We start from the raw sequence: 24532 nt of genomic DNA on the forward strand, positions 1-24532 counted from the left end.
CGTGCTAATCGGTCAGTCGTTCCAGCAGGCGGCGCGTGGCGAAGCCGTCGGGGATCTCGCCAATGGCGCGCTGGAATTCGCGCAGGCCGCGACGGGTATTGGGACCGAGGATGCCATCGGCCACGCCCACCTCGTAGCCGCGCCGATTGAGGGAGCGCTGCATCTCACGGACCTGACGGCGTGCCAGCGGCTGCTCGTCGCGCGGCCAACCGGCCAGGATGCCATCGCGGCCGGCGATTTCCTCGGCCAGGGTGCCCACGGCCAAGGCATAGCTGGTCGCATTGTTGTAGCGCAGAATGGCGCGGAAGTTGGGGCCCACCAGGAAGGCCGGTCCGCTCGCCCCGGCCGGCGTGATCACCGCCGCCGCCTCGAAGTCCGGCAGCTCACCGCCGCCTACCGGGCGCACGCCCAGCTCGGCCCACTCGCGGCTCGAGCGCCGCGTGGAGAGTTCGGCCTGGGCATAATCGAAGCCCGGGGGCAGGCGCACCTCCTCTCCCCAGGTAGCGCCCGGCTGCCAGCCCGACTCGGCCAGGTAGTTGGCCGTGGAGGCCAGTACGTCGGGGATGCTGCCCCAGATGTCACGGCGACCATCGCCGTCGGCATCGACGGCATAGGCCGTGAAGCTCGAGGGCAGGAACTGCGTGTGTCCCATGGCCCCGGCCCAGGAGCCGATCATGCGCTCGGGGGCGATGTCACCCGCCTCGATGATGCGCAGCGCCGCCATCAGCTCGTCGCGGGCGAAGTCGCGGCGCCGCCCATCGAAGGCCAGGGTGGCCAGAGCCTCGAGGGTGGAGAAGTCGCCGAAATTGCCGCCATAGTTGCTCTCCACGCCCCAGATCGCCACCAGAATTTCGGCCGGGACTCCATAGCGCCGCGCGACGTCTCTCGCCGTGTCGCGATGCTCGGCCAGACGATCGCGCCCGGTGGTGACACGACTCGCCGAGACGGCACTGTCGAGATACTGCCAGATGGGCCGCACGAACTCGGGCTGGGAGCGGTCGAGCTCGATGATTCGAGGCCGATAGCGCAGCCCATCCAGGGCCTGATCGAGGGTCGCAGCGTCGATTCCCTCGGCGCGGGCCTGGCGTCGAAAGTCTGCCAGCCAGGCGGCGAAATCGCCGACCGTGGCCGCTGCTTCTGCCATGTCATCGGCCGACTCGGCCGCCTGGTCGGCAGCCAGTCCGTCCGCGGCATTCGCCACGCCGGCAGGGCTGCCCTGGCAGCCGGCCAGCAGCGCCATCATCAGGCCGAGGGTCAGGGTGCGCTTCATGGTGTTTCCTGTCCTTCATGGAGTGTGCAGAGGCGATCATCGCGCAGATCGCGTATCACGACCACCTCGGCAGGCCCGGTTCCAGCAGTTCGGCAACAATCCCGATACAGGCCAGGCGCCGAAGCGCTACCGGACTTGGCATGGCGCTCGGCGCTATTGACCGTCACCCTCGCGCGGCGTGAGCTTCGCCTCGCACCGCGCATTGGCTTCGGTCTCGCGTCCGCTCTTGAGTTCGTGGGTCAGGGGGTCGTAATTGGGGCGCAACTCGTCCTTCACCGTCCCGTCCCACAGCTTGGACCCCACGAAGTAGCCCGCTCGCCCGATGACGTGCGCCGCCACCGGCGCCGTCATCATGATGAAGATGATGACCCCGAACGCACGGGCAACGATGGCCACATCGGCGAAGTGCAGGGCCACGGCCAGCATGATCAGCGTCGCCCCCAGCGTGGCCGCCTTGGTGGTAGCGTGCATGCGCGTCAACAGGTCCGGCAGACGCAGCAGTCCCAGCGATGCCAGGAACATGAAGATGGCACCGGCAAGAATCAAGCCCTGCTTGACGACGTCAATCATCTCGCGGCCCTCCACGCTCCAGGAAGCGAGCGAAGCCAATGGCCGCCATGAAGGCCATCAGCGCCATCACGATGGCCACGTCCAGCAGACTCGGCACGTCCGTAGCGATGGCCACCACGCCGATGATGCCGACGATCATCGACGAGAACAGCTCCAGCGCCACGACTCGGTCGGGTAGGCTGGGGCCGATGAACAGGCGTGCGAACACCAGGCACAGCGCCAACGTCATCAATACGAGGCTCAGCAGGATCACGGTCGGCAATGTCACCTCCACGTTCAGTCGAATAGCGCCAGCGCTCGTCGTTCGAGCTCGGCCAGGCCGCTGCGCAGTTCCTCCTCGTCATCCAGGAACATGGCATGGATATAGAGCACCTTGCGGTCATCCGAGACATCGAGGCTCAGGGTTCCCGGCGTCAGCGAGATCAGATTGGCCACGAAAGCGATCTCGAAATCGCTTTCGGCGGTCAGGGGCATGGCGATGACCCCCGGCCGCATGTACCAGGGCGGGGTCACCACGTCGAAGGCCACCTTGAGGTTGGCCAGCAGCAACTCCTTGAGGAAGAACCCCACGAAGGCGATCAGCCGAGGCGGACGTTGCGCATAGCCGGCCAGTGCCGGCACCTGCGGCTGCAGAAGTGCCAGAGCCAGGTAGCCGAACACCAGCCCGGCGAGCAGGTTGCGCCCGCTGAAGTCCCCCGACAGCACCACCCAGGCAAAGCCCAGCAGCAGATTCCAGGCGGCCCCGATCATGGCTGCACCTCCGAATTCGCGCCGAGTACCGCCTCGATGTAGCGCTCCGGCGACAACAGCTGGTCGGCCGACGCCTCGGCCAACGCGTAGATGGGCTCGGCGTTGAAACCGATCACCAGTGTGCACACCGCCAGCGCTACCACCGGCGCCCCGACCAGCCACAGTTCGCGATGACTCACTTCCGGGTACGGGTCGCTATCGCCATCCTCCGGCGATGTCTTCCAGAACGCCTCGGCCCAGATCTTGATCATCGAATAGAGCGTCAGCAGTCCCACCAGCAGGGCGATGAAGGTCACGCCATACGCCTCCGCCTCGATGGCGGCACGAATCACGATGAACTTGGCGAAAAACCCCGACAGCGGCGGAATCCCCGCCAGCGACAGTGCCGGTATGAGAAACAGCACGGCCAGCCAAGGATAGCGCCGATAGATGCCGCCGAGCTTCTTGAGGTCGTAAGTGCCGCGCAAGCGGTGCACGATGCCGCTGATCAGGAACAGATTCGTCTTCACGATGATGTGATGCATGATATAGAAAACGCCGCCGACGATGGCCAGCGGCGTGAACAGCGCCAGACCCAGGATCATGTAGCCGATCTGGCTGACGATGTGGAACGACAGGATGCGCCGGAATTCGAACTGCGCCGCCGCTCCCAGCACGCCGGACAGCATGGTCAGTCCCGCGCCCCACAGCAGGATCTCGTGGGTGTAGCCCGGACTGTGATGGAAGATCAGCGTGAACACCCGGTAGAGCGCATAGACCCCCACCTTGGTGAGCAGCCCGGCAAACAGCGCCGACACCGCCACCGGCGGCGTGTGATAGGACGCCGGCAGCCAGAAGAACAGCGGAAACGCCGCCGCCTTGATGCCGAATGCCACCATGAACATCATGGCCAGCACGTCCACCATGCCGTCGCCTTCCAGCAGCGCCAGGCGTTGCGCGATGTCCGCCATGTTCAGGGTGCCCACCTTGCCGTACAGCAGACCGACCGCGATCAGAAAGATCACCGACGACATCAAATTGAGGGTCACGTACTTGATCGCCCCTTCCATCTGCGCCTTCTCGCTGCCCAGTATCAGCAAGGCGAAGGAGGCTACCAGCATCACTTCGAACCACACGTAGAGGTTGAAGATGTCCCCGGTGAGAAAGGCCCCGGCCACGCCGGCCAACAGCAGGTGCATCAACGGAAAATAGCCGAAGGCCACATGGCCGCGACCGATGCTCGCCAGGGAATAGATCGCCACGGCAAAACCGATGATGCCGGTCAGCAGCACCATGATCGCGCCGAGCAGGTCGGCCACCAGACTGATGCCGAACGGCGCCGGCCAGCCGCCCATCTGCGAAACGAGGATGCCCTGCTCGGAGACCGCATCGAGGAGCCAGATGCCCGACAGCAGCAGGGCCGCCGTTCCCCCCACGGCGATGAAGCGCTGCATGCCGCGAAATCGCCAGAATACCAGCGATAGCGCACCGGAAAACAACGGTATCAGGATGGGGAGAGCGATCAGTGGGTTCACGTATCGGTATCCTTCATCTTGTCCAGGTCATCGGCCCTGACGACCTCCCAGGCACGACGCAGCAGCACCACGGAAAACGACAGCACGCCGAAGGCGATCACGATGGCCGTCAGCACCAGCGCCTGGGGAAGCGGGTCGGCCACGCTGCCTGCCGGTGACGCCAACCCCTCGGGCACCAGCGGAGGCTTGCCGCGCACCATGCCTGCCGTCGAGAAGATCAGCAGATTGGCAGCATTGGAGAGCAGCATCAGCCCGATCACCAGCTTGACGATCGAACGGCGCAGCATCATGTAGATGGCACAGGCAAAGAGCACGCCGATCGACACGGCCATCAAGGGTTCCATCATGCCTCCTCGGGATCGCGGTCGGTCGCCATCAGTGCGGTCAGCGCAGTCAATACCGAGCCGAGCACCACCAGATAGACGCCGATATCGAAGATGAGCGGTGTCGAAGCCTTGTAGCCGATCAGGGGGATCGTCCACCACTGCGAGGTAAAGAACGGCTCCCCCTGCCACCAGGCCGGCAAGGTCGAGAGCAACGCCAGCAGCAGCCCCAGTCCGACCAGGTCGCGCGGCGACACCTTGATCATGGCGCGCAGCGCCGTCAGTCCGAAGGCGAACAGGTAGAGCGCGAAGGCGCCGGCGGCCACCAGGCCGGCGATGAAGCCCCCGCCGGGCTCATCGTGCCCACGCAGCAGCAGGAACAGCGAAAACAGCAGTTGCAGCGGCAGCAGGAAACGCGCCGCCACATTGAGAATCAGCGTACCCGACTTAACCATCGTCTTCCTCCCGCCGAGGTGTCGGCTGACGCCCGCCAGGCGCGGCGGCATGGAAGCGCAGCATGGCGTAGACGCCGATCGCCGCCAGGGCCAGCACGAAGATCTCGCCCAACGTGTCCAGCGCACGGAAATCGACCAGTATCACGTTGACGATGTTGTGACCATGGCCCAGCGGCTGGCTGTTCTCCACCATGTAATCCGAAATGCGCGGCAAGCGCTCGCCGCCCAGCACCGCCAGCATCAGCAGCGTCACCATGATGCCGAACGCGCTGGCGACCACCAGGTCGCGCAGGCGCTCCGTCGGCGCCGAGAGGTTGGCGAAACGCGGCAGACGAAACAGTACCAGGACCAGCAGGATCACCGTCAGCGTCTCGACCAGCAGTTGGGTGATCGCCAGGTCGGGGGCACTGAACAGCACGAAGGTCAGGGCGATGGAGAACCCCATCACGCCCACCGCCGCCACAGCCGCCAGACGCGACTTCATCAGGCAGGCTGTCACGGCGCCGGCAATCATCAGCCCGGCCACCACCGCCTCGTGCAGGTAGACGTCGACCGAGAACGCGAACTGGGGCGCATGCCGAAAGAAGAAGGCATGCCCCACCAGGCCGACCAGAACCAGCAGCGTCATCGCCAGGTAGTTGCGCAGATAGCCATTCTGCAAGGCGCGCGTCTGCCACTCCGCCACGCGCACGATCGCCGTCATGACGGCGTCGTAACCCGCCTCGGGTCCGCGGGCCATGAGCGGATCGAGATAGGCCAGCCGGGCGCGCACCCGATCCCAGCGCCGATACGTCACCCACCCCAGCACCAGGGCCACCAGGGAGATCAACAGCGGCAGGTTGATGCCGTGCCACAGGGCCAGATGGACATCACCCGCCCGCGCCGCGCCGATGCCTGCCACGGTGACCCCGACCAGGCGATCCAGCCCCCCAGGCACCAGACCCAGCAGCAGAGACGCCACTGCCAGCACCGCCGGCCCGAGCAGCATCGCCAGCGGTGGCTCGTGCGCCGCTCGCGGAGTCTGACGCTGCTCGCCGAAGAAAGGCCGCAGCGCCACGACGGCCGCCACGGCGATGGTCAGGATGGCTGCCATGAAAGCCAGCAATAGAAGCAATGCCATGAAGTGCGAAGCGCCCAGCACCGAGTCGAGCATCAACTCCTTGCCGATGAAGCCCAGCAGCGGCGGCACTCCCGCCAGGGAGAGCGCGGCGACCAACGCCACCCCCGACGTCAGCGGCATCAGGGCTCTCAGCCCTCCCATGGCAGTGACGTCCTTGGTGCCGGTTTCGTGGTCCAGGATGCCCGCCACCATGAACAGTGCGCCCTTGTAGAGAGAGTGGGCGAGCAGGAAGGTCACGAACGCGATCAGCGCCCCCTCGGTGCCGATCCCCAGCAGCATGGTCAAGGTGCCCAGCGCCATGACCGTCGAATAGGCGAGCAGTTTCTTGACGTTGGTATGGCGGATGGCCAGGAAAGCGCCGGTGAACATGGTCACTCCCCCGACCAGCGAGAGCGTGACGACCCAGAGCTCGGTTCCCCCCAGGCTCGGCTGCAGGCGCGCCATCAGGTAGATGCCGGCCTTGACCATGGTCGCCGAGTGCAGATAGGCCGATACCGGCGTGGGCGCCGCCATGGCGTTGGGCAACCAGAAGTGGAAGGGAAACTGCGCCGACTTGGTGAAGGCGCCCAGCAGCAGGCAGATGAGCATCGGCGTATAGAGATCATGGCCGCGCAGTCGTTCGCCACGCGTGGCGAGTTCGGCCAGCGACCAGCTCTCGCCCGCGACGCCCAGCATCACCAGACCGGCCAGCAATGCCAGCCCGCCGGCGACGGTCACGAACAGCCCCTGCAAGGCTGCCTTGCGCGCGGAGAGATCGGTGTGGTTGAAACCGATCAGCAGGTAAGAGGTGATGCTGGTCAATTCCCAGAACACGAACAGGGTGACCAGGTTGTCGGCAAGCACCAGCCCCAGCATGGACATCATGAAGGCCGTGATGATCACCAGGAAACGCGGCAGATCGGGATGGCCGCGCAGGTACTCGCCGGCGTAGACGAGGACCAGAGCGCCGATGCCCGCTATCAGCAGTCCGAACAGCAGACCGAGACCGTCGATGAAGAAGGTCAGGGTGATGTCCATGCCGGGCACCCAAGCCATCTCCAGCCACACGGGGTCTCCGCCGCCCACCACGGTGGGCCACTGTGCCAGCAGCCACACCACGATGGCCAAGGGGTACAGAGCCATGATCGCCGCCGTACGCTGGCCCAGCCAGCGATACAAGAGCGGCGCAAAGGCCGCCAGTACGAACCCCGACAGCACGGCTATTTGCATCATCATGTCCTCTTCCCGTTTCCCTTCCCTGCCGCCATTGCCCGCGGGTCAAGCCGCCGACCAAGCCACCCGCTGACCCTTTTGGAGCCTAGTGCAGAGTGTTGCCGACACGCCAACGGCAGCGGTTCAGGCGATACGGCGACCATTCTCCGGCGAGTAAATTGACGCCGGTCATTTTTCCTCGAAGCCTTATCCCAATGGATGAGCCCATGCGCCGCCAGGCGGGTGTATCTGCCCCGACAAAGCCGATAAACTCTGCGCCGCGGCTGACCGCCAGCGGCGTCTCCCGTCGAGCAATGGGCCCGACAGAATAACAAGCCACCGCCGTTTGTTCATGTGACGTTCCCAACGGGTCAGCGGCGCGATCCCGCATCGCCTTCGACCCAATGCGCCTGCCTGCGGCATTTGACGCATTGCACGACGCCCCGCATCGATGCCCCGATCATGCGCCGGCCCGGTCCTGGCGGCGATGCCACCGTAACCGTCGTCAGAATGGACGAACCACCAATGTCATTGCTGTGGATTCCCCTTCTCACCATCGCTGGCATCGTGGTGCCGGTGATGACCTCGCGTCATGGCCGTCGCACCTGCGTCAACGCCACCCTCGTCGCCCCCCTGCTCGCGCTGGCCTTGGCGCTGTCCCAGGCACCGGCCGTGCTGGCCGGCGACGTGGTCAGCCTGCAGATACCCTGGATGCCGCTGCTCGGCCTCGACCTCGCACTGCGCATCGATGGCCTGACGTTGCTGTTCGCCCTGCTCATCCTGGGTATCGGTAGTCTGATCCTTTACTACGCCGGCCACTACCTCAGCGCCGACGAGGACGACGGTCGTTTCCTCGCTTACATGATGCTGTTCATGACCGCCATGCTGGGCATTGCCATGGCCGACAACCTGATCCTGCTGTGGCTGTTCTGGGAGTTGACCAGCATCTCTTCCTTCCTGTTGATCGGCTTCTGGGGACACCGCAGCGACGCCCGACGTGGCGCGCGCATGGCATTGGCCGTCACAGGGGCCGGCGGGTTGGCGCTGCTCGCCGGTTTCCTGCTGATCGGGCAGGCTGCCGGCACCTTCGCCCTTGGCGAGGTGCTCGCTGCCGGCGACGTCGTTCGCGCCTCCGAACACTACACGCTGATCGTCGCCCTGGTGCTGTTCGGCGCCTTCACCAAGTCGGCGCAGTTTCCGTTCCACTTCTGGCTGCCCCACGCCATGGCAGCGCCCACGCCGGTCTCCGCCTTCCTGCATTCGGCAACCATGGTCAAGGCCGGCGTCTTCCTGATGGCACGCCTCAACCCGGCCCTCGGCGATACCGCGCTGTGGTCACTGTGCCTGACCCTGGCGGGGCTTGCCACCATGCTGTATGCCGCCTGGTTCGCCCTGCTGGAGCGCGATCTCAAGGGCATTCTGGCCTTTTCGACGGTGAGCCACCTGGGGTTGATCACCCTGCTGCTCGGCCTCGGCAGCCCGCTGGCGCTGGCCGCTGCCGCCTTTCACATCCTGAACCACGCCATCTTCAAGGCCGCATTGTTCATGAGCGTGGGGATCATCGATCATGAAGCCGGTACCCGTGACATCGACCGCCTCGGCGCGCTGTGGTCGATGATGCCGCTCACCGGCACCTTGACCCTGCTGGCCGGCGCCGCCATGGCCGGCATCCCGCCGTTCAACGGCTTCCTGTCCAAGGAAATGCTCCTCGACCAGAGCCTGCAGACCGGCCTGCTGGGCGCGCTGAGCGGAATCATTCCACTGCTGGTGGTGCTCGCCGCCACCCTGTCGGTCGCCTATTCTCTGCGCCTGATCTGGAGCCTGTTCTTCGCCGCCCCCAAGTTGACCCGCGAGGAGAAGGCTCAGCCACCCCTGAAGGTCCACGATCCTGCACGCGGCATGCTGGCACCGGGGCTCTTCCTGGCCGTCATGAGCCTGCTGGTCGGGCTGTTCCCGATGACCCTTGCCGACCCCCTGGTCAGCGCCGCGAGCCTGGCCATCCAGGGCGCATCCACGCCCGAACTGAACCTGGCGCTGTGGCACGGCCTCAATCTGCCCTTGCTGATGAGCGCCATCGCCGTGGCCGGCGGCGTCGTGGTGCTTCGCCAGCAGCGTCGCTTCGCGGCGGTGGCCACGCTGTTCCCGGCACGCGATGCCAGCCGGATCTTCGAGGCTGCCGTCGTGCGGGTGATCAAGGCAGCCCTGTGGCTGACCCTGCGCCTGGAGAACGGCTCGCTGCAGCGCTACCAGGCCCTGCTGATTCTCTGTGCCCTGGCCATGGTCGGCATCGGCCTGATGAAGCTGGATACCCTCACCGGTGCGGCCGGCCTGCAGTCGCTGGACGCCATGCTGGTACTGGGCGCGGCGCTGGCCATTTTCGGTGCCATCGGCAGCGCCTTGAGTCACCGCTGGCGACTGGTGTCGATCCTGATGCTGTCGGTGGTCGGTCTGATGGTCTCGCTGGCTTTCGTGCGCTTCTCGGCGCCAGACCTCGCGCTGACGCAGCTGTCGGTGGAAGTGGTCACCATGATCCTGATGATCCTGGCACTGTTCTTCCTGCCCCAGCGCCCGCCGCTGCTGGTCTCCGGTCGACGCATCCTGCGCGACCTGATCCTCGCCGTGGCCATGGGGCTGGTGATCGCCATGCTCAACTATGCGCTGCTGACCCGCGAAACGCTGTCCATCGCCGACTACTTCCTGCGCGAGAGCGTACCCGGAGGCGGCGGTTCCAACGTGGTCAACGTCATTCTGGTCGACTTCCGCGGCTTCGATACCTTCGGCGAGATCACCGTGCTCACCCTGGCTGGCCTGGCCACCTTCAAGCTGCTCAACCGCCTGAAGCTCTTCATGCCCGCCGGTAACGTCGAGGGCATCCGCTGGTCCCAGCAGCGCCATCCGATGATTCTGGCCGTGGTATCGCAGATCCTGCTGCCGCTTGCCCTGCTGGTCTCGGTCTACATCTTCCTGCGCGGCCACAACCAGCCCGGCGGCGGTTTCATCGCCGGACTGATCACCGCTACCGCCCTGCTGTTGCAGTACATGGCGCGCGGCCACGACTGGACGCGGGCCCGGCTGCCCGTTTCCTATCCCGTCATCGCCGTCTCGGGGCTGGCCGTCGCCCTGGCTACCGGGGTCGGCAGCTGGCTGTTCGGCTACCCCTTCCTGACCGCGTCGTTCGGCCACTTCCACCTGCCGCTGATCGGCGACTTCGAACTGGCCTCGGCGATGCTGTTCGATCTGGGCGTCTTCCTCGCCGTGGTCGGCGCCACCCTGATGATTCTGGTCAACCTGGGCCGGGTCACCACCATCCACCGTCCGAGTCTGGAGGAACGCTGATGGAAGCTCTGTTCTCACTGGTGGTCGGGGTGCTCACCGCCTGCGGCATCTACCTGCTGCTGCGCGGTCGAACCTTCCCGGTCATCATCGGCCTGTCGCTGCTCTCCTATGCGGTGAACCTCTTCCTGTTCTCGAGCGGCGGACTGCGCACCAATTCGGCGCCGGTCATCGGCGCCTCGATCAGCCCCACCGACCCGCTGCCCCATGCGCTGGTGCTCACCGCCATCGTGATCGGCTTCGCCATGACCGCCTTCGTGGTCATTCTCGCCGTGCGGGCGCGCAGCGAACTCGGTAGCGACCACGTTGACGGCCAGCAGGGCGAAGAAGGAGACACACGCTGATGAGCCAACATCTGCTCGCCCTGCCCATCGTCCTGCCGATGGCCGCGGCTCTGGTTCTGCTACTGCTCTCCAACCGCACCTCCGAACGGCATCAGCGGCAACTCAGCGTGGCCTTCACCGCCCTGCTCTTGCTGATCAACCTCGCCCTGCTGTCACGCGCCAGCGGCGGCGAGCTGGCCTTCTACGCTCTGGGCAACTGGCAGGCGCCCTATGGCATCATTCTGATGCTCGATCGGCTCTCCGCGCTGATGCTGACCATCACCGCCGTGCTGGCCGTGGGCTGCGTGATCTTCGCCTGCGCCGGCGACGACCAGCGCGGCGCCTACTTCCACGGCGTATTCCAGCTGCAGCTGATGGGATTGAACGGCGCCTTCCTCACCGGCGACATCTTCAACCTCTTCGTCTTCTTCGAGATCCTGCTGCTCGCTTCCTACGCGCTGCTGATGCACGGCGGCGGCAAGGCGCGGGTGGGCGCCGGCCTGCACTACGTGATCCTCAACCTGGCCGGCTCGGCGCTGTTCCTGATCTCGCTGGGCATTCTCTACGGCGCGACCGGTACCCTCAACATGGCCGACATGGCACGCCGCGTCGCCGACATGCCCAACGATCAGGCGGCTCTGGTGACCGCCGGCGGCCTGCTGCTGATCGTGGTCTTCAGCCTCAAGGCTGCGCTGTTGCCCCTCTATTTCTGGCTGCCCCGCACCTATGCCGCAGCCCCAGCCCCGGTGGCGGCGCTGTTCGCCATCATGACCAAGGTCGGTCTCTACGCCATTCTCCGCGTGCAGACGCTGATCTTCGCCGACAGTCCGGCGGAAGAGCCCATCGACGCCTGGCTGTGGTGGTCGGGCCTGGCGACCCTGGTGCTGGGGGCGGTGGGCGTGCTCGCCGCCCGCGATCTGCGCATCCTGATCGCCTACCTGGTGCTGATCTCGGTAGGCACCCTGCTGGCCGGCACGGCGCTGCAAAGCCCGGCGGCCAACACCGCCCTGCTTTACTACCTTCCCCATACCACCCTGATCTGCGGCGCGCTGTTCCTGGTCGCCGAGTTGATCGGTCAGCAGCGTGCCAAGGCCGGCACCCGACTGGTGCGTGCCCGGCGCCTCTATCAGCGCTTCCTGCTCGGCGGGCTGTTCCTGGTCGGGGCGGTGGCCGTGGCCGGTCTGCCGCCCCTGGCCGGCGCCCTGGGCAAGCTGATGCTGATGCAAGCGGTGGAGGACAGCGCCCGGCTGTGGCTGTGGCCGCTGCTGCTGCTGGCCGGCCTGTGCGCTCTGATCGCCCTGTCGCGGGCCGGCTCGGTGCTGTTCTGGGCCAGCTACAAGGGTGAAGTGGCTGCCGGTCGCGTCAGCGGCGCCCAGCTCGCCGGCGTGCTCTGGCTCTTGGCCAGTGCTCCGCTGCTGGTGATCTTCGGCGGGCCGATGAGCGAGTACACGCAGGCCACGGCCCGGCAACTCGCCCAGCCCCAGGTCGTGATCGCCGAACTGTTGGGCGATGCCCCGACTGCTCGGGCCACCCGGTTCCAGGCCATCCAGGGAGACGCGCCATGACTCGCCTGAAACGCTACCTTCCGACCCCCGTACTATCGCTGGTGCTGCTGGTGGTCTGGCTGTTGATGGTGCGCAGCCTGGCCTTTGGCCACATCCTGCTGGGCAGCTTCCTCGCCGTGACGATTCCTCTGCTGACCCAGGGCTTCTGGGAGCCGCTGCCACGCGTCAAGCATCCGATCAAGCTGGCCCGCTTCGTGCTGGTGGTGCTGTGGGACATCATCGTCGCCAACCTGCAGGTGAGCCGGCTGATTCTCTCTCCCAGTCGCGAGGCGCACCCCGGCTTCATCGAGTATCCGCTGGCCCTCAAGGATCGCCTCGCCATCACCCTGCTGGCCAACACCATCACCATGACGCCGGGTACCGTCTCCACCAACATCCGCCTGGACAGCTCGTCGCTGCTGATCCATGCCCTGGACATGGACGATGAACAGGCCCTGATCCGCGAGATCCAGGAGCGCTACGAGCGGCCGCTCAAGGAGATCTTCGAATGCTAGACACCGCCTTGTGGATCAGCCTGACGCTGATCGTCATGGCCATGGCGATGAACGTCTATCGCCTGGCCGTGGGCCCCGACGTACCGGACCGCCTGCTGGCGCTGGACACCCTCTACGTCAACTCCATCGCTCTGATCGTGCTGCTGGGCCTGTGGCTGAACACCAAGACTTACTTCGAGGCCGCGATTCTCATCGCCATGCTGGGCTTCGTGGGAACCATGGCCATCTGCCGCTACCTGCTGCGCGGCGACATCATCGAATGACGGAGAGGGCGAGATCATGACGTTCTATGTCATCACCGAAGGCATCATCGCCTTCCTGCTGGTCGCCGGCGGGCTGTTCGCCTTCACCGGCTCGCTGGGCATGCTGAAGCTCAAGGATTTCTTCATGCGCCTGCACGGCCCCACCAAGGGCACCACCCTGGGCATCGGCTGCGTGCTGATCGCTTCGATGCTCTACTTCACCGTGACCCAGCGCGAGTTCCACGTTCAGGAGCTGCTGATCACCCTGTTCCTGTTCATCACCGCCCCGGTGACCGGGCACATGCTGGCCAAGACCGGCCTGCACATGCACCTGCGCTTCTACACCGGCACGCGCGGCTCGCTGCCGGAGTTCCGCGACGAGGACGTCGGCCAGAGCCGGGTGGCACGTCCGGCCCGTGCCCACCATCCGTGGCGCACCAAGGCCAAGCGGTCGCGCCTCAAGCGCCGCGAGATCGTCTGAGGCGCCGTTCTCAGCACCATCCGGCCAGTTCGTTGCGAATCACCGCCAGCAGCGCCTGGACGTGATCGTCGCGGTCGTTGAGGCAAGGCACATAGGTAAAACGCTCACCACCGGCTTCGAGGAAGCTCTCCTTGATCTCCTCGTTGATCTCCTCCAGCGTCTCCACGCAGTCGGCCGAGAAGGCCGGCGAGATCACCGCGATGTGCTTCTTGCCTCGTTTCGCCAGCTCGGCGACATGATCCACGGTTTGCGGCCCCACCCACTCCTCGGGGCCGAACTGCGACTGAAAGGCGGTCTCGATGGCCTCCGGCTCCCACCGCAATCGCTCGCGCAGCAGACGCGTGGTCTTCTGGCACTGGCAGTGATAGGGGTCGCCCTCCATCAGGAAGCGCTTGGGCACGCCGTGGTATGACGCCACCAGTACCTCGGGGCGCCCCTCGGCGGAGGCATAGGTTTCTTCCACCGAATTGGCCAGGGCGTCGATGTACCGCGGATGCTCGAAGTAGGCAGGGACGGTGCGAATCGCCGGCTGCCACTTGAGCTTCATCAGGGTGCGAAAGGCCTGATCGTTGGCCGTGGCCGTCGTCGGCGAGGCGTACTGTGGGTAGAGCGGAAAGAACAGGATCTTCTCGCAGCCCGCGGCCTGCATCCGGCGCAGCACACTGTCGGTGGAGGGGTTGCCGTAGCGCATGCAGAAGTCGACCATCACCCGATCGCCGTACAGCGCCTCCAGCCCCTCGGCGACCTTGCGGGTCTGTTCGCGGGTAATGGTGAGCAGCGGGCTCTCGTTCTTCTCGGTGTTCCAGATGCCTCGATAGGCGGCACCGGAACTGAAGGGTCGCCGGGAGAGGATGATCAGTTGCAGCAGCGGCTGCCACTTCCAACTGGGGTAGTCCACCACCCGCTTGTCGGAGAGGAACTCGCCGAGATAGCGGCGCATGGACCAGTAGTCGGTGGCATCGGGCGTTCCCAGGTTGGCCAGCACGACACCCACCTTGGCGCGCGGAATCGGCGGATGATCGGCGGGTGAGTGGGCCAGGCGTCCCTGGCCAGGTTGGTCCAGCTCCACTTGCGATGCTGTCATGCCCTGGGCTCCTTGTGATCAGTAGCGGCGTCGGCCCAGTGTATCAGGCAATGCTTGCCCATGGCATGAAGTTGTACTATCACGCCGATCTGTACAGCTTACAGAAAACTCGTGGCATCTCCGTTCAGAACACCAGCGGCATTCGCGAGGTCAGCGGATCCCGGTAGTGAGCCTCGCGCCCGATGACCTCGTCATGGGGGACGTACTGGACCAGAAAGGCACGATGTATGCCGGCCCGCTTGAGTTCCAGGTAGACATCCTCCAGCGAACGGAAGAGCATGGGTTTGCCGCGACGCTCGAGGGTATGACGGGCTCCCTCCAGGTCTTCCAGCTCGACCTGATAGCAGTGACTGCCGGCGTGGGTGATGACGCGAATCTCGTAGTTGTCGCGATGGGCCGCGAAGGCCTCTAGGTCGTGAAACTCCATGGCGTTCTCCAAGTGTCTTGTGATTGGCGCACCGCCACAGCTTGACGCCGGAAGATGACGCGACGGTGACGAGCCAATATTGGAATTATGACTCCTCGACGCCCGGAAGGGTTCCACAAATCACTGATAATCGGAGGGATCGATCGCCTTGGCAAGCGAGTTGCGGTCGACCCATTTTCCCGCCTTGGTTTCCTTGTAGCGGAACACCACGCGATCACCGACCGCAACGGTGAGTTCGGCATCTTCCGTCTGGTAGCTGTACGCCTCGCCATCCACCACCAGATGGAAGCGGTAGAGATCCGGCATGCCCAGCCACTCCTTGAACGGCCCTTCCCGCTCGACCGACTGCAGCTCGCCGCGCGCCTCCAGCTTGGGCGTGCGTTTGCCGCGCCTGAATCCGCCTGCCATGGTGTCTCCTTCATGTACTGTTCAGGGGATCGGCATTATACGAACTCGCCGGTGGGACTCAAGCCGCTCAGCCGCCGAACGCCTCGCCGTAGCTGTCGGGTGCCAGATCCTCGAAGCGAGTGTACTTGCCGATGAAAGCCATGTGCACGGTACCGATGGGACCGTTACGCTGCTTGCCGATGATCAGCTCGGCCAGCCCCTGGTTGTCGGGGTTGTCCGGATTGTAGACTTCGTCACGGTAGACGAAGGCGATGATGTCCGCATCCTGCTCGATGGCCCCGGACTCCCGCAAATCCGACATGACGGGCCGCTTGTTGGGGCGCTGTTCGAGCGAGCGGTTGAGCTGCGAGAGCGCGACCAGCGGGCAACCGAACTCCTTGGCGATCCCTTTCAGTGAGCGCGAGATTTCCGAGATTTCTCCGGTCCGGTTTTCCGAGAAACCGGGAATCTGCATCAGCTGCAGGTAGTCGACCATGATCATCGAGAGGTTGCCGTGCTCGCGGACCACCCGGCGGACTCGAGAGCGAATCTCGCTGGGTGACAGCGCTGCCGTGTCGTCGATGAACAACTGTTTGTCCTTGAGCAGGTTCACCGCCGAGGTGAGCCGTGGCCAGTCCTCATCCTCGAGCTGGCCAGTACGCACGCGAGTCTGATCGATGCGTCCCAGCGACGACAGCATGCGCAGCATCAGCGCATCGGCCGGCATCTCCATGGAAAACACCATGACCGGCTTGTCGCTGGAGATCACCGCATGCTCCACCAGATTCATGGCGAACGTCGTCTTGCCCATGGAGGGACGCCCCGCGATGATCACCAGATCCGACGCCTGCAGCCCGGAGGTCATCTCGTCGAGGTCGCGAAAGCCGGTGGAGAGGCCGGTCATCTCGCCCTGCATGTTGAACAGTTCGTCGATGCGGTCCACCGCCTTGGCGAGCAGTTCGCTCATGCCGATGGGGCCGCCGCTCTTGGGTCGTTCCTCGCTGATCTGGAAGACCAACCGCTCGGCTTCGTCGAGCAACTCGTCCGCGGGCCGTCCCTGGGGGCTGAAGGCCCCGTCGGCGATCTGACTGGCGGCGCGAATCAGCTTGCGCAGCGTGGCGCGCTCGCGAACGATGTCGGCATAGGCGCGGATGTTGCTGGCGGACGGCGTGTTGCGCGCCAGTTCCGCCAGATACGCCAGCCCCCCCACCGTCTCGAGCTGGTCGCGCCCCTCCAGCGCCTCGGAGAGCGTCACCACATCGAGCGGCTGCGCCGCCTCGGCCAGCCTGGACATGACGTTGAAGATCAGCCGGTGCTCATAACGATAGAAATCGTCGGCCACCAGCCGGTCCGCGATGTTGTCCCAGGCGGAATTGTCGAGCATCAGGCCGCCCAGCACCGACTGCTCCGCCTCTAGAGAGTGCGGAGGCACCTTGAGCGCTGCGGTTTCCTGGTCGGGGGCGACGACATCGTTCATGACAGACGGACTCCACGGGGCCGAGGGGTCATTCTAGCGCAACCCAGCGGCCGTCCAAATGCGTCGGCCGCCAATGAAAAGCCCCGCGACCCTGTCGGGTGCGGGGCAGAGCGCTAGCAGGCGTAGCGGCTTATTCGGCCACCACCACCACGCGCACGGTGGCATCGACTTCGGCATGCAGGTGCAGGTCGATGTCGTACTCGCCGGTGGCGCGAATCGGCCCTTCCGGCATGCGCACCTCGCTCTTGGCGACGTCGATCCCCGCTGAGGAGATCGCCTCGGCCAGGTCGCGAGGTCCGATGGAGCCGAACAGCTTGCCCTCGTCACCGGCCTTGGCGACCAGCGACAGTTCGATGTCGGCGAGCTGGGCGGCACGCGCCTCGGCTTCGGCCTTGCGCTCGGCGGCCTGGGCCTCGAGCTCGGCTCGCTGTGTCTCGAAAGCAGCGATGTTGTCCTTGGTCGCCGGCACGGCCAGCCCGTAGGGAACCAGGTAGTTGCGGCCATAGCCGGGCTTGACGGTGACCTGGTCGCCCAGGCCGCCCAGCTTGCCAATCTTGTCGAGCAGAATGACTTCCATCTCGTGAACCTCTATGTCAATCGCTGCGGGAGGCCAGACGGCCGCGGAAGTCCGCGAACACGTCGAGAAAAGCCACCAGCAGCACGATCAGAATCATGGGCCAGGTGGTGATCAGCAACACATAGAAAGCGACCAGCCACAGCCCGTTCATGCCCTTGGCTCCGATGAAGCCATGTACCAACGCCACGCCGCACACCAGCAGCGGCACCCAGGCCAGCGTGACGAGGGCCTGCAGGCCCAGCAGGCCGCCTGCCACGGCGAGCCCCACCAGCACGGCGAGCTCTCGACCCGACAGGCGCAGCGCATGGAACTCCTGGCGAAACCCGCCGGGGTTGTAGAGCCCCGCCTGCCAACTGCGCGCCAGCGCCAGACAGGCGACCGACGCCAGCAGCACCACCAGCCCGGTCACGCCGCCCACCAGTAGAGCGGTCAGCGCCTCGGTGTCATAGCCCTGCCGTACCAGCTCGTCGAGCATGGCATCGATCTCGGTCGACCCCTGACGCAGCTGCTCGAGCAGTGGACCGGTGCCGCCCGGCGGCACGAAGAGCTCCAACTGCACCATGACCGCTGCGGCCAGTGTGCCGACGATCAGCGCTTCGCTCCAGCGCATGCGTTCACGCAGCACCAGCGCCATGAGCGTGACCAGCAGTACGCTGGCCAGCGGTATCGCATCGCCCTGCATCCACCACCAGCCGGCCGGCACGGCCGCTGCCACGATCACCGGCAGGGCCGGGGAGAGACCGCGACGCAACGTGACCAGCGCAGCAATGGCGCCGCTGAGCCAGAACAGCCAGGGGACGATGGCGGCTACGGCAGCCCCGCCGGTTGCATGGGGCGTGCCGCGCATCAGCCAGCGGGCGATTGGCAACATCGGACGGCCGGGTTACTGGTGGCTGTCGGTATAGGGCAGCAGTGCCAGATAGCGAGCGCGCTTGACGGCGGTCGCCAGCTGACGCTGGTAACGCGCCTTGGTGCCGGTGATACGGCTGGGAACGATCTTGCCGGTCTCGGTGATGTAGGCCTTGAGCGTATCCAGATCCTTGTAGTCGATCTGCTTCACGCCTTCGGCGGTGAAACGGCAGAACTTACGGCGGCGGAAAAAGCGTGCCATGGAAAAGACTCCTTGGGCGAGCGAATGGGACTTAAGCGGTGGCTTCGGCGCTGCGCGGCTTCTCTTCGCGGCGGACCCGCTTCTCTTCGGCCGGCTTCATCATCGGCGACGCCTCGGTGATGGCTTCCTTGCAGCGCACCACCAGGCTACGAATGATGGCGTCGTTGAAGCGGAAGATGTTCTCGATCTCATCGAGGACCTCGCCGCTGCACTCCACGTTCATCAGCACGTAATGAGCCTTGTGGATCTTGTTGATCGGATAAGCCAAGTGACGGCGGCCCCAGTCTTCGAGGCGATGCACGGTACCACCGCTCTCGGTGACGATGCTGGAGTAGCGCTCGACCATGGACGGCACTTGCTCGCTCTGGTCCGGATGGACCATGAACACGATTTCGTAATGACGCATGGGATCTCCTTGCGGTTTGGCAGCTTCCACATGAGGAGCCTTGTCGCTCAGAGGAAGCAAGGAGGTGAAATGGAAACGCCCACTCACGCAGGAGCGGGCGCAAGCATTCTAAAGACTGCGCGCGAAGAGCGCAAGTTGCGGGCTGCGGGCAATAGCCTAACTCGCCCCTCGAAACCCGCAACTCGAAACCCGTGGCTCGAGGCTCGTGGCCCGTATCTCGTGGCTCGTGGCTCAGTGGGTCCGTTGGCGCACCGCCTCGAACAGGCCGATGCCGGTGGCGACGGAGACGTTGAGGCTCGAGACGCTGCCGGCCATGGGCAGCTTGACCAGGAGATCGCACGCTTCTCGGGTGAGACGACGAAGCCCCTTGCCCTCGGCCCCCATCACCAGCGCCACGGGACCGCACAAGTCGGCGTCGAACAGCATCGTCTCGGCCTCGCCGGCCGTGCCGATCAACCACACGCCCAACGACTTCAGCCGGGCCAGCGACCGGGCCAGGTTGGTGACCTGATAGACCGGTACGCTCTCGGCGGCACCACAGGCCACTTTGCGCACCGTCGCATTGAGGGGCGCCGACTTGTCCTTGGGCACGATGACGCCGTGTACGCCGGCGGCATCGGCAGTGCGCAGGCAGGCGCCCAGATTGTGCACGTCGGTGACGCCGTCGAGCACCAGCAACAGCGGCGGCGCCTCGAACGGCCAGGCCTCCAGCTGAAACCACAGTGCCGCCTCATCCTGCCCGGCGAGAGGCGAGCAGAACGCCACCACGCCCTGATGAGCCGCACCGCCGGCCAGCGCATCCAGGACTTCGCGGGGTTGTGCCAGGGGCTCGAGCCCTACCGCCTGCGCTCGATCCACGAGGGTGGTAAGGCGCCGCTCGGCGGCTCCCTCCTGCACCCACAGTTCGCGAGGCGGCTCGCCACGGGCCAGCAACGCTTCCACGGCATGCACGCCGAACACCGCCTCCAGTCCAGGTGGTCCCGGCGTCGTGGGGCGCCGGCCTCGCCGGGGCTTGCCTCCCGGCCTGCCCTTGGTACGTCGCTTCTCGTTCACCGGGCCTCCACCGCGACTCAACGCTGGCGCGAACGCGGCTTGTTGCCACGCCCGCCACGGCTACGCCGTTTGCCCTGGCTCTGGGCCTCCCCCGCGGGCGTCGACTCGCCCTTCTTTTTCTTCTGCGCGCCGGCCTCGGCGCGCCCCCGCTGCGGAGCGGCATCCACGGCGCGGCGACGACGCGGCTGACGCTTGGGGCGCGGTTTGTCGTCGGCCAGGGCGAAGTCGATCTTGCGTTCGTCCAGATCGACGCGGGCCACCTGAACGGTGACGCCGTCGCCGAGACGATAGCTCATGCCGCTGCGCTCGCCCTTCAGACGATGCTTCTCCGGCTCGTAGTGGTAGTAGTCTGACGGTAGCGAAGTGACGTGCACCAGCCCTTCCACGTAAACCTCGTCGAGACGCACGAAGATACCGAACTGGGTCACCGAGGCGATGCTGCCGTCGTAGACCTCGCCCAGCTTGTCGGACATGAACTCGCACTTGAGCCAGTCTTCCACGTCGCGGGTGGCATCGTCGGCGCGACGCTCGGTCATCGAGCAGTGCTCGCCCAGTTCGAGCATCTGCTCGAAGGTATAGGGGGCCCACTTGCTGGGGGGCTCCACCGGCGCCCCTTCGGCGCGCAGCACGGTGTTGGTCTGGCGCGGACCGCGAATCACCGAGCGGATGGCACGATGCACGATCAGGTCGGGATAGCGGCGGATCGGCGAGGTGAAGTGCGCATAGGCCGGGTAGGCCAGTCCGAAGTGGCCGTCGTTCTGGGGCGAATAGACCGCCCGGCTCATGGAGCGCAGCATCACCGTCTGGATGACGTCGGCATCGGGACGATCCTTGATCGCCTCGGCGAGCGCCTGGTAGTCCTGCGGGCTGGGATCGTCCCCCCCGCCCAGCGACAGCCCCAACTCATTGAGGAACAGCCGCAGCTTGTCGAGCCGCTCCGGCGAGGGTTTCTCATGAATGCGATACAACGCCGGCAGGTCGTGCTTGTCGAGAAAGCGCGCCGTGGCCACGTTGGCGGCGAGCATGCACTCCTCGATCAGCTTGTGGGCATCGTTGCGGCTGCGCGGCACGATCTTCTCGATCTTGCGCTCGTCATTGAAGACGATGGCCGTCTCGGTGGTCTCGAAGTCGATGGCTCCGCGCGCCTCGCGGGCTTCGCGCAGCAGTTTGTAGAGCCCGTGCAGGTTCTTGAGCGGCTCCACCAGCTCGCGGTACTGCTCGCGCAGGGCATCGCCCTCCTGGTCCTCGTCGTCGAGGATCGCCGCCACCTTGTTATAGGTGAGTCGCGCCTTGGAGCGGAACACCGCCTCGTAGAAACGATAGCGGCTGATGGCACCGTTCTTCGAGATGTTCATCTCGCAGACCATCGCCAGGCGGTCGACGTCCGGATTGAGCGAGCAGAGTCCGTTGGAGAGCAGCTCCGGCAGCATCGGCACCACCTGCCCCGGAAAGTAGACCGAGTTGCCGCGCCGGATCGCTTCCTGATCGAGGGCGCTGCCGGGCCGCACGTAGTGCGAAACGTCGGCGATGGCCACCAGCAGCTTCCAACTGCCGGACTTGGTCTTCCAGGCGCACACGGCGTCGTCGAAATCCTTGGCGCTCTCGTCGTCGATGGTCACCAACGGCACGTCGCGCAGGTCGACGCGATGCGCCTTGTCGCCCTCGGCCACTTCGGCGGACATGCCGGCGATCTGGTCGTGCACCTCCGGCGGAAACTCGGCGGGGATCTCGTAGCTGCGGATGGCGATGTCGATCTCCATGCCCGGATCCATGCGTTCGCCGAGCACCTCGACCACCTCGCCCACCGGCTGCACCCGAGTCTCGGGCTGCTTGACGATGCGTGCCGAGATCACCTGACCGTCCTGGGCACCGCCGCAGGCACTGTGGGGAATGATCACTTCCTGGGTGATGCGCGGATTCTCGGGAATCAACACCCCGAACTCCGGGGTGTTTTCGCGATAGACGCCGACGATGGTCTGGGTATTGCGCGCCAACACCTCGGCGATGGTGGCCTCGTCGCGGCCACGACGGTCGCGCCCGCTGATGCGCACCAGCACGTGGTCGCCGTGGAAGACGCGACGCATCTGACGCGGGGGCAGCACCAGGTCGGGTTTCTTGCCATCGTCGCGCAACAAGAAGCCGAAGCCATCGCGATGCCCGAGCACCTTGCCCTTGATCAGATCGAGCTTGTCGATCAGCGCATAGGCCCCGGCGCGATTGCGCAGCACCTGGCCATCGCGCTCCATGGCCGAGAGGCGACGTCTCACCGCCTCCTGCAGATCCTCGTCGTCGAGACCCAGCAGCCGGCTCATCTTCTCGTGGGTAATGGGTTTGCCATACTCCTGCAAGCGCGCCAGCAGGTACTCGCGGCTGGGTGCCGGCTTGTCGTACTTGTGGGCCTCGCGGCTGGCGTGCGGGTCGTCACTGAGCGTCCATTGGGTCATGCGAGGAGCATCCTTGGCGGCGTCGATGGAAGCGGGCCCGGAAAGGCGCCGGAAAAGCACCGCAGGCGTAGGGTCGAAATGATCGGGTCGATTGTCATGGCCGCAGTATAGCGCCCGCCCCGCGACGACCCCAACCCCAGCGTATCGAACGTCCATCCCCTTTCCACCCGCGCGCGGGGCTTGCATTGCGCCAGGATTCCGGTACCATACGCCTCGCCTGCCCAGATGGCGGAATTGGTAGACGCGCTAGCTTCAGGTGCTAGTGTCCTTACGGACGTGGAGGTTCAAGTCCTCTTCTGGGCACCAGGGTTCCACCGGGAATCCATTTCCATGCTCTTTGTCAGCTCGGTTCGCTCGTGTTCGCCCAGGTGGCGGAATTGGTAGACGCGCTAGCTTCAGGTGCTAGTGTCCTTACGGACGTGGAGGTTCAAGTCCTCTCCTGGGCACCATTCACATGGAATGCCCGAACACGACGAAACGCATGATGCGCCCAGGTGGCGGAATTGGTAGACGCGCTAGCTTCAGGTGCTAGTGTCCTTACGGACGTGGAGGTTCAAGTCCTCTCCTGGGCACCACGCATCGTGCCGCTGAACATCACGCAATGAGAAAAAGCCGCGACATCGGATCGCGGTTTTTCCGTGCCTACTCGAAACGCCCCGGCAGCCGGCTCACCGACTCCAGGGCCCACCCGTCGGTCACCACTTCCCCCTCCAACGACCCGGCCGCCGACTCGGGCAGTTGCGGAAAGAAGTCGAGCCCCGTGCGCGCCGCGATGACGTCGACGCTGACCAGAAAGTCGTCCAGAGGCTCATCCCCCTGCACGTCCTGCGGCATGAGAAAGGCCAGTACCCTGGACGTCTCGGCGGGCACCACGATGATCTTGTAGAACGCCTCCGGCACTTCCACCAGTCCCACGCGGCGCCGGACACCATCGAGGAAGCGCTCGGCGAACACCGGGCCGGTGATCACCTGCACGGCAGCGAAGCGCGGTACGAAGTGGTCGATCACCACTTCCTCCAGACGCTGCCAGAGTCGCCGATTGAGATCGGGGCGCTGCGGCGTCAGGTTGCTCATCAGGAAGGTGTCGTGCTGAGCACCGGCTCCATGCACGGCAGCGATGGCATAGTTGGGTGCCAGGTGGCCACGATCGTAGCCGCTGCCGAAGTAGCTGTCGGGAGCGACCGGCCACAGGGTACGCCAGTCGCGGCGAAAGCCCGGCCGCGCACCGATGCTGACACCGTCCACCTCGTGCAGCCAGTAGCTGACCCACAGCGGATTGACGCGCACGTCCGACCAGCCGACCAGGAAGCCGTCGTTTCTCAATACGCGATGCAGCGTGAGGGGCGAAAGGCGCTCCCAGGTAGGCACGCCCATCCAGCTCAAGCTATCGCGATAGGCCCGCTCCTGACTGTACCAGAGTCCGCTGCCCACCAGCACGAAGAGCAGGGTGACGGCGAAACGGCGCAACGAACGGCGCCAGCGAGAACGCAGGATGGACTTTCGGCGGCGTGTCATCCGTGAACGCAAGGGCTCCTGAGGTAGGTATGGCGGTGCGGCAGACTCTTACCACCCGAGGGAGAACATCGTCTCCAGGTCGTGTCGGGAGTGCACCTGCATGGCGTTGAGCGTCTCGGTGTCGCGGATGCCTTCCACGGCATTGAGGCGCTCGGTGACGAGCTCGGCCAGGCTTTCGAAATCGCGGGTGCGGGCAATGGCCACCAGATCGTAGCGCCCGCAGGTGGAATAGACCTCGCTGATGCCGTCGACATCGGCGAGCCGCTCGGCCACGGCCTTGACCTGGCCCTTGTCGGTATTGATCAGGATCACGGCGTTCTGCATCGGGCATCCTCCCGCTCGGTGACTCCTGCGGCGAGACTCGCCGCAAGCTGCTGGCGAGTATATCAGGCCTGGCCGAACGGCAGAATCGCTGGGGCA

The 24532-nt window shown here is 65.3% G+C and carries 26 protein-coding genes and 3 tRNA genes; 9 read left to right on the forward strand and 20 right to left on the reverse strand.

What is annotated here, in order from left to right; all coding sequences use genetic code 11:
- Nucleotides 1-4 precede the first annotated feature (4 nt).
- The 8 genes from BLP96_RS07905 to BLP96_RS07940 all read right to left on the reverse strand — a co-directional run bounded on the left by BLP96_RS07905 (nt 5) and on the right by BLP96_RS07940 (nt 7211).
- Nucleotides 5-1270 carry a lytic murein transglycosylase gene (locus tag BLP96_RS07905; RefSeq protein WP_089684865.1) on the reverse strand — a complete coding sequence of 422 codons (1266 nt, stop codon included), beginning with the start codon at nt 1268-1270 and terminating at the stop codon, nt 5-7.
- 153 nt (nt 1271-1423) lie between these two features.
- Nucleotides 1424-1840, reverse strand: a complete 417-nt coding sequence (mnhG, locus tag BLP96_RS07910) for a monovalent cation/H(+) antiporter subunit G (protein ID WP_089684868.1) — start codon at nt 1838-1840, stop codon at nt 1424-1426.
- On the reverse strand, nt 1833-2102 hold the full coding sequence (locus BLP96_RS07915) for an MrpF/PhaF family protein (protein WP_089684869.1): 270 nt from the start codon (nt 2100-2102) through the stop codon (nt 1833-1835). Before BLP96_RS07915 ends, mnhG begins: the two co-directional genes overlap by 8 nt.
- A gap of 14 nt (nt 2103-2116) precedes the next feature.
- Nucleotides 2117-2590, reverse strand: coding sequence for a Na+/H+ antiporter subunit E (locus BLP96_RS07920; RefSeq protein WP_089684871.1), 474 nt, complete (start codon nt 2588-2590; stop codon nt 2117-2119).
- On the reverse strand, nt 2587-4104 hold the full coding sequence (locus BLP96_RS07925; protein ID WP_089684873.1) for a Na+/H+ antiporter subunit D: 1518 nt from the start codon (nt 4102-4104) through the stop codon (nt 2587-2589). The genes BLP96_RS07920 and BLP96_RS07925 overlap by 4 nt, the downstream gene beginning before the upstream one ends.
- Entirely contained in the window at nt 4101-4448 is a 348-nt protein-coding gene (locus tag BLP96_RS07930) for a Na+/H+ antiporter subunit C (RefSeq protein WP_089684875.1), read from the reverse strand. Before BLP96_RS07930 ends, BLP96_RS07925 begins: the two co-directional genes overlap by 4 nt.
- Nucleotides 4448-4882, reverse strand: coding sequence for a Na+/H+ antiporter subunit B (locus BLP96_RS07935; protein WP_089684877.1), 435 nt, complete (start codon nt 4880-4882; stop codon nt 4448-4450). The genes BLP96_RS07930 and BLP96_RS07935 overlap by 1 nt, the downstream gene beginning before the upstream one ends.
- On the reverse strand, nt 4875-7211 hold the full coding sequence (locus BLP96_RS07940) for a putative monovalent cation/H+ antiporter subunit A (RefSeq protein ID WP_089685160.1): 2337 nt from the start codon (nt 7209-7211) through the stop codon (nt 4875-4877). Before BLP96_RS07940 ends, BLP96_RS07935 begins: the two co-directional genes overlap by 8 nt.
- Before the next feature lie 507 nt (nt 7212-7718).
- Between BLP96_RS07940 and BLP96_RS07945 the strand changes: the two genes are divergently transcribed.
- Genes BLP96_RS07945 through BLP96_RS07970 form a run of 6 tightly spaced genes read left to right on the forward strand, consistent with a single transcriptional unit; the run spans nt 7719 to nt 13631 of the window.
- Nucleotides 7719-10529 (forward strand): monovalent cation/H+ antiporter subunit A, encoded by a 2811-nt coding sequence (locus BLP96_RS07945; protein ID WP_089684879.1) that lies wholly within the window; start codon nt 7719-7721, stop codon nt 10527-10529.
- The gene (locus tag BLP96_RS07950) at nt 10529-10870 is read left to right on the forward strand and encodes a Na+/H+ antiporter subunit C (protein ID WP_089684881.1); all 342 of its coding nucleotides are present in this window, start codon (nt 10529-10531) and stop codon (nt 10868-10870) included. Before BLP96_RS07945 ends, BLP96_RS07950 begins: the two co-directional genes overlap by 1 nt.
- Nucleotides 10870-12414, forward strand: a complete 1545-nt coding sequence (locus tag BLP96_RS07955; RefSeq protein ID WP_089684883.1) for a monovalent cation/H+ antiporter subunit D — start codon at nt 10870-10872, stop codon at nt 12412-12414. Before BLP96_RS07950 ends, BLP96_RS07955 begins: the two co-directional genes overlap by 1 nt.
- On the forward strand, nt 12411-12908 hold the full coding sequence (locus BLP96_RS07960; RefSeq protein WP_089684884.1) for a Na+/H+ antiporter subunit E: 498 nt from the start codon (nt 12411-12413) through the stop codon (nt 12906-12908). The genes BLP96_RS07955 and BLP96_RS07960 overlap by 4 nt, the downstream gene beginning before the upstream one ends.
- Nucleotides 12902-13171: a K+/H+ antiporter subunit F gene (locus BLP96_RS07965; RefSeq protein ID WP_089684886.1), complete on the forward strand. Its 270-nt coding sequence runs from the start codon at nt 12902-12904 to the stop codon at nt 13169-13171. Before BLP96_RS07960 ends, BLP96_RS07965 begins: the two co-directional genes overlap by 7 nt.
- A gap of 16 nt (nt 13172-13187) precedes the next feature.
- A complete protein-coding gene (locus BLP96_RS07970) occupies nt 13188-13631 on the forward strand; it encodes a Na+/H+ antiporter subunit G (RefSeq protein ID WP_089684888.1) in 444 nt (147 codons plus the stop codon).
- Nucleotides 13632-13641: 10 nt separating this feature from the next.
- Here the strand turns inward: BLP96_RS07970 and hemH are convergent, their stop codons facing one another.
- The 10 genes from hemH to rnr all read right to left on the reverse strand — a co-directional run bounded on the left by hemH (nt 13642) and on the right by rnr (nt 22597).
- Nucleotides 13642-14715 (reverse strand): ferrochelatase, encoded by a 1074-nt coding sequence (hemH, locus tag BLP96_RS07975; RefSeq protein WP_089684890.1) that lies wholly within the window; start codon nt 14713-14715, stop codon nt 13642-13644.
- A gap of 124 nt (nt 14716-14839) precedes the next feature.
- Nucleotides 14840-15142: a DUF6482 family protein gene (locus BLP96_RS07980; protein ID WP_089684893.1), complete on the reverse strand. Its 303-nt coding sequence runs from the start codon at nt 15140-15142 to the stop codon at nt 14840-14842.
- Between the two features lie 120 nt (nt 15143-15262).
- Entirely contained in the window at nt 15263-15550 is a 288-nt protein-coding gene (locus BLP96_RS07985; RefSeq protein ID WP_089684895.1) for a hypothetical protein, read from the reverse strand.
- 67 nt (nt 15551-15617) lie between these two features.
- A complete protein-coding gene (dnaB, locus tag BLP96_RS07990) occupies nt 15618-17006 on the reverse strand; it encodes a replicative DNA helicase (RefSeq protein ID WP_089684898.1) in 1389 nt (462 codons plus the stop codon).
- 130 nt (nt 17007-17136) lie between these two features.
- Nucleotides 17137-17583 (reverse strand): 50S ribosomal protein L9, encoded by a 447-nt coding sequence (gene rplI / locus BLP96_RS07995; RefSeq protein ID WP_089684900.1) that lies wholly within the window; start codon nt 17581-17583, stop codon nt 17137-17139.
- Between the two features lie 16 nt (nt 17584-17599).
- Entirely contained in the window at nt 17600-18454 is an 855-nt protein-coding gene (locus BLP96_RS08000; protein ID WP_089684901.1) for a hypothetical protein, read from the reverse strand.
- A gap of 12 nt (nt 18455-18466) precedes the next feature.
- Nucleotides 18467-18694 carry a 30S ribosomal protein S18 gene (gene rpsR / locus BLP96_RS08005; protein ID WP_023004506.1) on the reverse strand — a complete coding sequence of 76 codons (228 nt, stop codon included), beginning with the start codon at nt 18692-18694 and terminating at the stop codon, nt 18467-18469.
- 31 nt (nt 18695-18725) lie between these two features.
- Nucleotides 18726-19100, reverse strand: a complete 375-nt coding sequence (gene rpsF, locus BLP96_RS08010; protein ID WP_089684903.1) for a 30S ribosomal protein S6 — start codon at nt 19098-19100, stop codon at nt 18726-18728.
- Between the two features lie 231 nt (nt 19101-19331).
- Nucleotides 19332-20153 (reverse strand): 23S rRNA (guanosine(2251)-2'-O)-methyltransferase RlmB, encoded by an 822-nt coding sequence (rlmB, locus tag BLP96_RS08015; protein ID WP_422666810.1) that lies wholly within the window; start codon nt 20151-20153, stop codon nt 19332-19334.
- Between the two features lie 17 nt (nt 20154-20170).
- Nucleotides 20171-22597 carry a ribonuclease R gene (rnr, locus tag BLP96_RS08020; protein WP_089684905.1) on the reverse strand — a complete coding sequence of 809 codons (2427 nt, stop codon included), beginning with the start codon at nt 22595-22597 and terminating at the stop codon, nt 20171-20173.
- A gap of 219 nt (nt 22598-22816) precedes the next feature.
- Between rnr and BLP96_RS08025 the strand changes: the two genes are divergently transcribed.
- The 3 genes from BLP96_RS08025 to BLP96_RS08035 all read left to right on the forward strand — a co-directional run bounded on the left by BLP96_RS08025 (nt 22817) and on the right by BLP96_RS08035 (nt 23172).
- A tRNA-Leu gene (locus tag BLP96_RS08025) sits at nt 22817-22903 on the forward strand.
- 56 nt (nt 22904-22959) lie between these two features.
- A tRNA-Leu gene (locus BLP96_RS08030) sits at nt 22960-23046 on the forward strand.
- Between the two features lie 39 nt (nt 23047-23085).
- A tRNA-Leu gene (locus BLP96_RS08035) sits at nt 23086-23172 on the forward strand.
- Between the two features lie 67 nt (nt 23173-23239).
- Here BLP96_RS08035 and BLP96_RS08040 read toward each other — a convergent pair.
- Both BLP96_RS08040 and BLP96_RS08045 read right to left on the reverse strand, forming a co-directional pair.
- Nucleotides 23240-24112 (reverse strand): DNA/RNA non-specific endonuclease, encoded by an 873-nt coding sequence (locus BLP96_RS08040; protein ID WP_089684907.1) that lies wholly within the window; start codon nt 24110-24112, stop codon nt 23240-23242.
- 48 nt (nt 24113-24160) lie between these two features.
- On the reverse strand, nt 24161-24436 hold the full coding sequence (locus BLP96_RS08045) for an Lrp/AsnC family transcriptional regulator (RefSeq protein WP_089684909.1): 276 nt from the start codon (nt 24434-24436) through the stop codon (nt 24161-24163).
- Nucleotides 24437-24532: the final 96 nt, after the last annotated feature.

The sequence above is a fragment of the Billgrantia gudaonensis genome (genome assembly GCF_900100195.1).
GTDB classification, from domain to species: Bacteria; Pseudomonadota; Gammaproteobacteria; order Pseudomonadales; family Halomonadaceae; genus Halomonas; species Halomonas gudaonensis.

What these genes read in the sequence shown, in the direction of transcription:
- BLP96_RS07905 (WP_089684865.1), bottom strand. Translation starts at nt 1,270, where the DNA reads ATGAAGCGCACCCTGACCCTCGGCCTGATGATGGCGCTGCTGGCCGGC.
- mnhG (WP_089684868.1), bottom strand. Translation starts at nt 1,840, where the DNA reads ATGATTGACGTCGTCAAGCAGGGCTTGATTCTTGCCGGTGCCATCTTC.
- BLP96_RS07920 (WP_089684871.1), bottom strand. Translation starts at nt 2,590, where the DNA reads ATGATCGGGGCCGCCTGGAATCTGCTGCTGGGCTTTGCCTGGGTGGTG.
- BLP96_RS07930 (WP_089684875.1), bottom strand. Translation starts at nt 4,448, where the DNA reads ATGGAACCCTTGATGGCCGTGTCGATCGGCGTGCTCTTTGCCTGTGCC.
- BLP96_RS07935 (WP_089684877.1), bottom strand. Translation starts at nt 4,882, where the DNA reads ATGGTTAAGTCGGGTACGCTGATTCTCAATGTGGCGGCGCGTTTCCTG.
- BLP96_RS07940 (WP_089685160.1), bottom strand. Translation starts at nt 7,211, where the DNA reads ATGCAAATAGCCGTGCTGTCGGGGTTCGTACTGGCGGCCTTTGCGCCG.
- BLP96_RS07945 (WP_089684879.1), top strand. Translation starts at nt 7,719, where the DNA reads ATGTCATTGCTGTGGATTCCCCTTCTCACCATCGCTGGCATCGTGGTG.
- BLP96_RS07950 (WP_089684881.1), top strand. Translation starts at nt 10,529, where the DNA reads ATGGAAGCTCTGTTCTCACTGGTGGTCGGGGTGCTCACCGCCTGCGGC.
- BLP96_RS07955 (WP_089684883.1), top strand. Translation starts at nt 10,870, where the DNA reads ATGAGCCAACATCTGCTCGCCCTGCCCATCGTCCTGCCGATGGCCGCG.
- BLP96_RS07960 (WP_089684884.1), top strand. Translation starts at nt 12,411, where the DNA reads ATGACTCGCCTGAAACGCTACCTTCCGACCCCCGTACTATCGCTGGTG.
- BLP96_RS07965 (WP_089684886.1), top strand. Translation starts at nt 12,902, where the DNA reads ATGCTAGACACCGCCTTGTGGATCAGCCTGACGCTGATCGTCATGGCC.
- BLP96_RS07970 (WP_089684888.1), top strand. Translation starts at nt 13,188, where the DNA reads ATGACGTTCTATGTCATCACCGAAGGCATCATCGCCTTCCTGCTGGTC.
- hemH (WP_089684890.1), bottom strand. Translation starts at nt 14,715, where the DNA reads ATGACAGCATCGCAAGTGGAGCTGGACCAACCTGGCCAGGGACGCCTG.
- BLP96_RS07980 (WP_089684893.1), bottom strand. Translation starts at nt 15,142, where the DNA reads ATGGAGTTTCACGACCTAGAGGCCTTCGCGGCCCATCGCGACAACTAC.
- BLP96_RS07985 (WP_089684895.1), bottom strand. Translation starts at nt 15,550, where the DNA reads ATGGCAGGCGGATTCAGGCGCGGCAAACGCACGCCCAAGCTGGAGGCG.
- dnaB (WP_089684898.1), bottom strand. Translation starts at nt 17,006, where the DNA reads ATGAACGATGTCGTCGCCCCCGACCAGGAAACCGCAGCGCTCAAGGTG.
- rplI (WP_089684900.1), bottom strand. Translation starts at nt 17,583, where the DNA reads ATGGAAGTCATTCTGCTCGACAAGATTGGCAAGCTGGGCGGCCTGGGC.
- BLP96_RS08000 (WP_089684901.1), bottom strand. Translation starts at nt 18,454, where the DNA reads ATGTTGCCAATCGCCCGCTGGCTGATGCGCGGCACGCCCCATGCAACC.
- rpsR (WP_023004506.1), bottom strand. Translation starts at nt 18,694, where the DNA reads ATGGCACGCTTTTTCCGCCGCCGTAAGTTCTGCCGTTTCACCGCCGAA.
- rpsF (WP_089684903.1), bottom strand. Translation starts at nt 19,100, where the DNA reads ATGCGTCATTACGAAATCGTGTTCATGGTCCATCCGGACCAGAGCGAG.
- rnr (WP_089684905.1), bottom strand. Translation starts at nt 22,597, where the DNA reads ATGACCCAATGGACGCTCAGTGACGACCCGCACGCCAGCCGCGAGGCC.
- BLP96_RS08040 (WP_089684907.1), bottom strand. Translation starts at nt 24,112, where the DNA reads ATGACACGCCGCCGAAAGTCCATCCTGCGTTCTCGCTGGCGCCGTTCG.
- BLP96_RS08045 (WP_089684909.1), bottom strand. Translation starts at nt 24,436, where the DNA reads ATGCAGAACGCCGTGATCCTGATCAATACCGACAAGGGCCAGGTCAAG.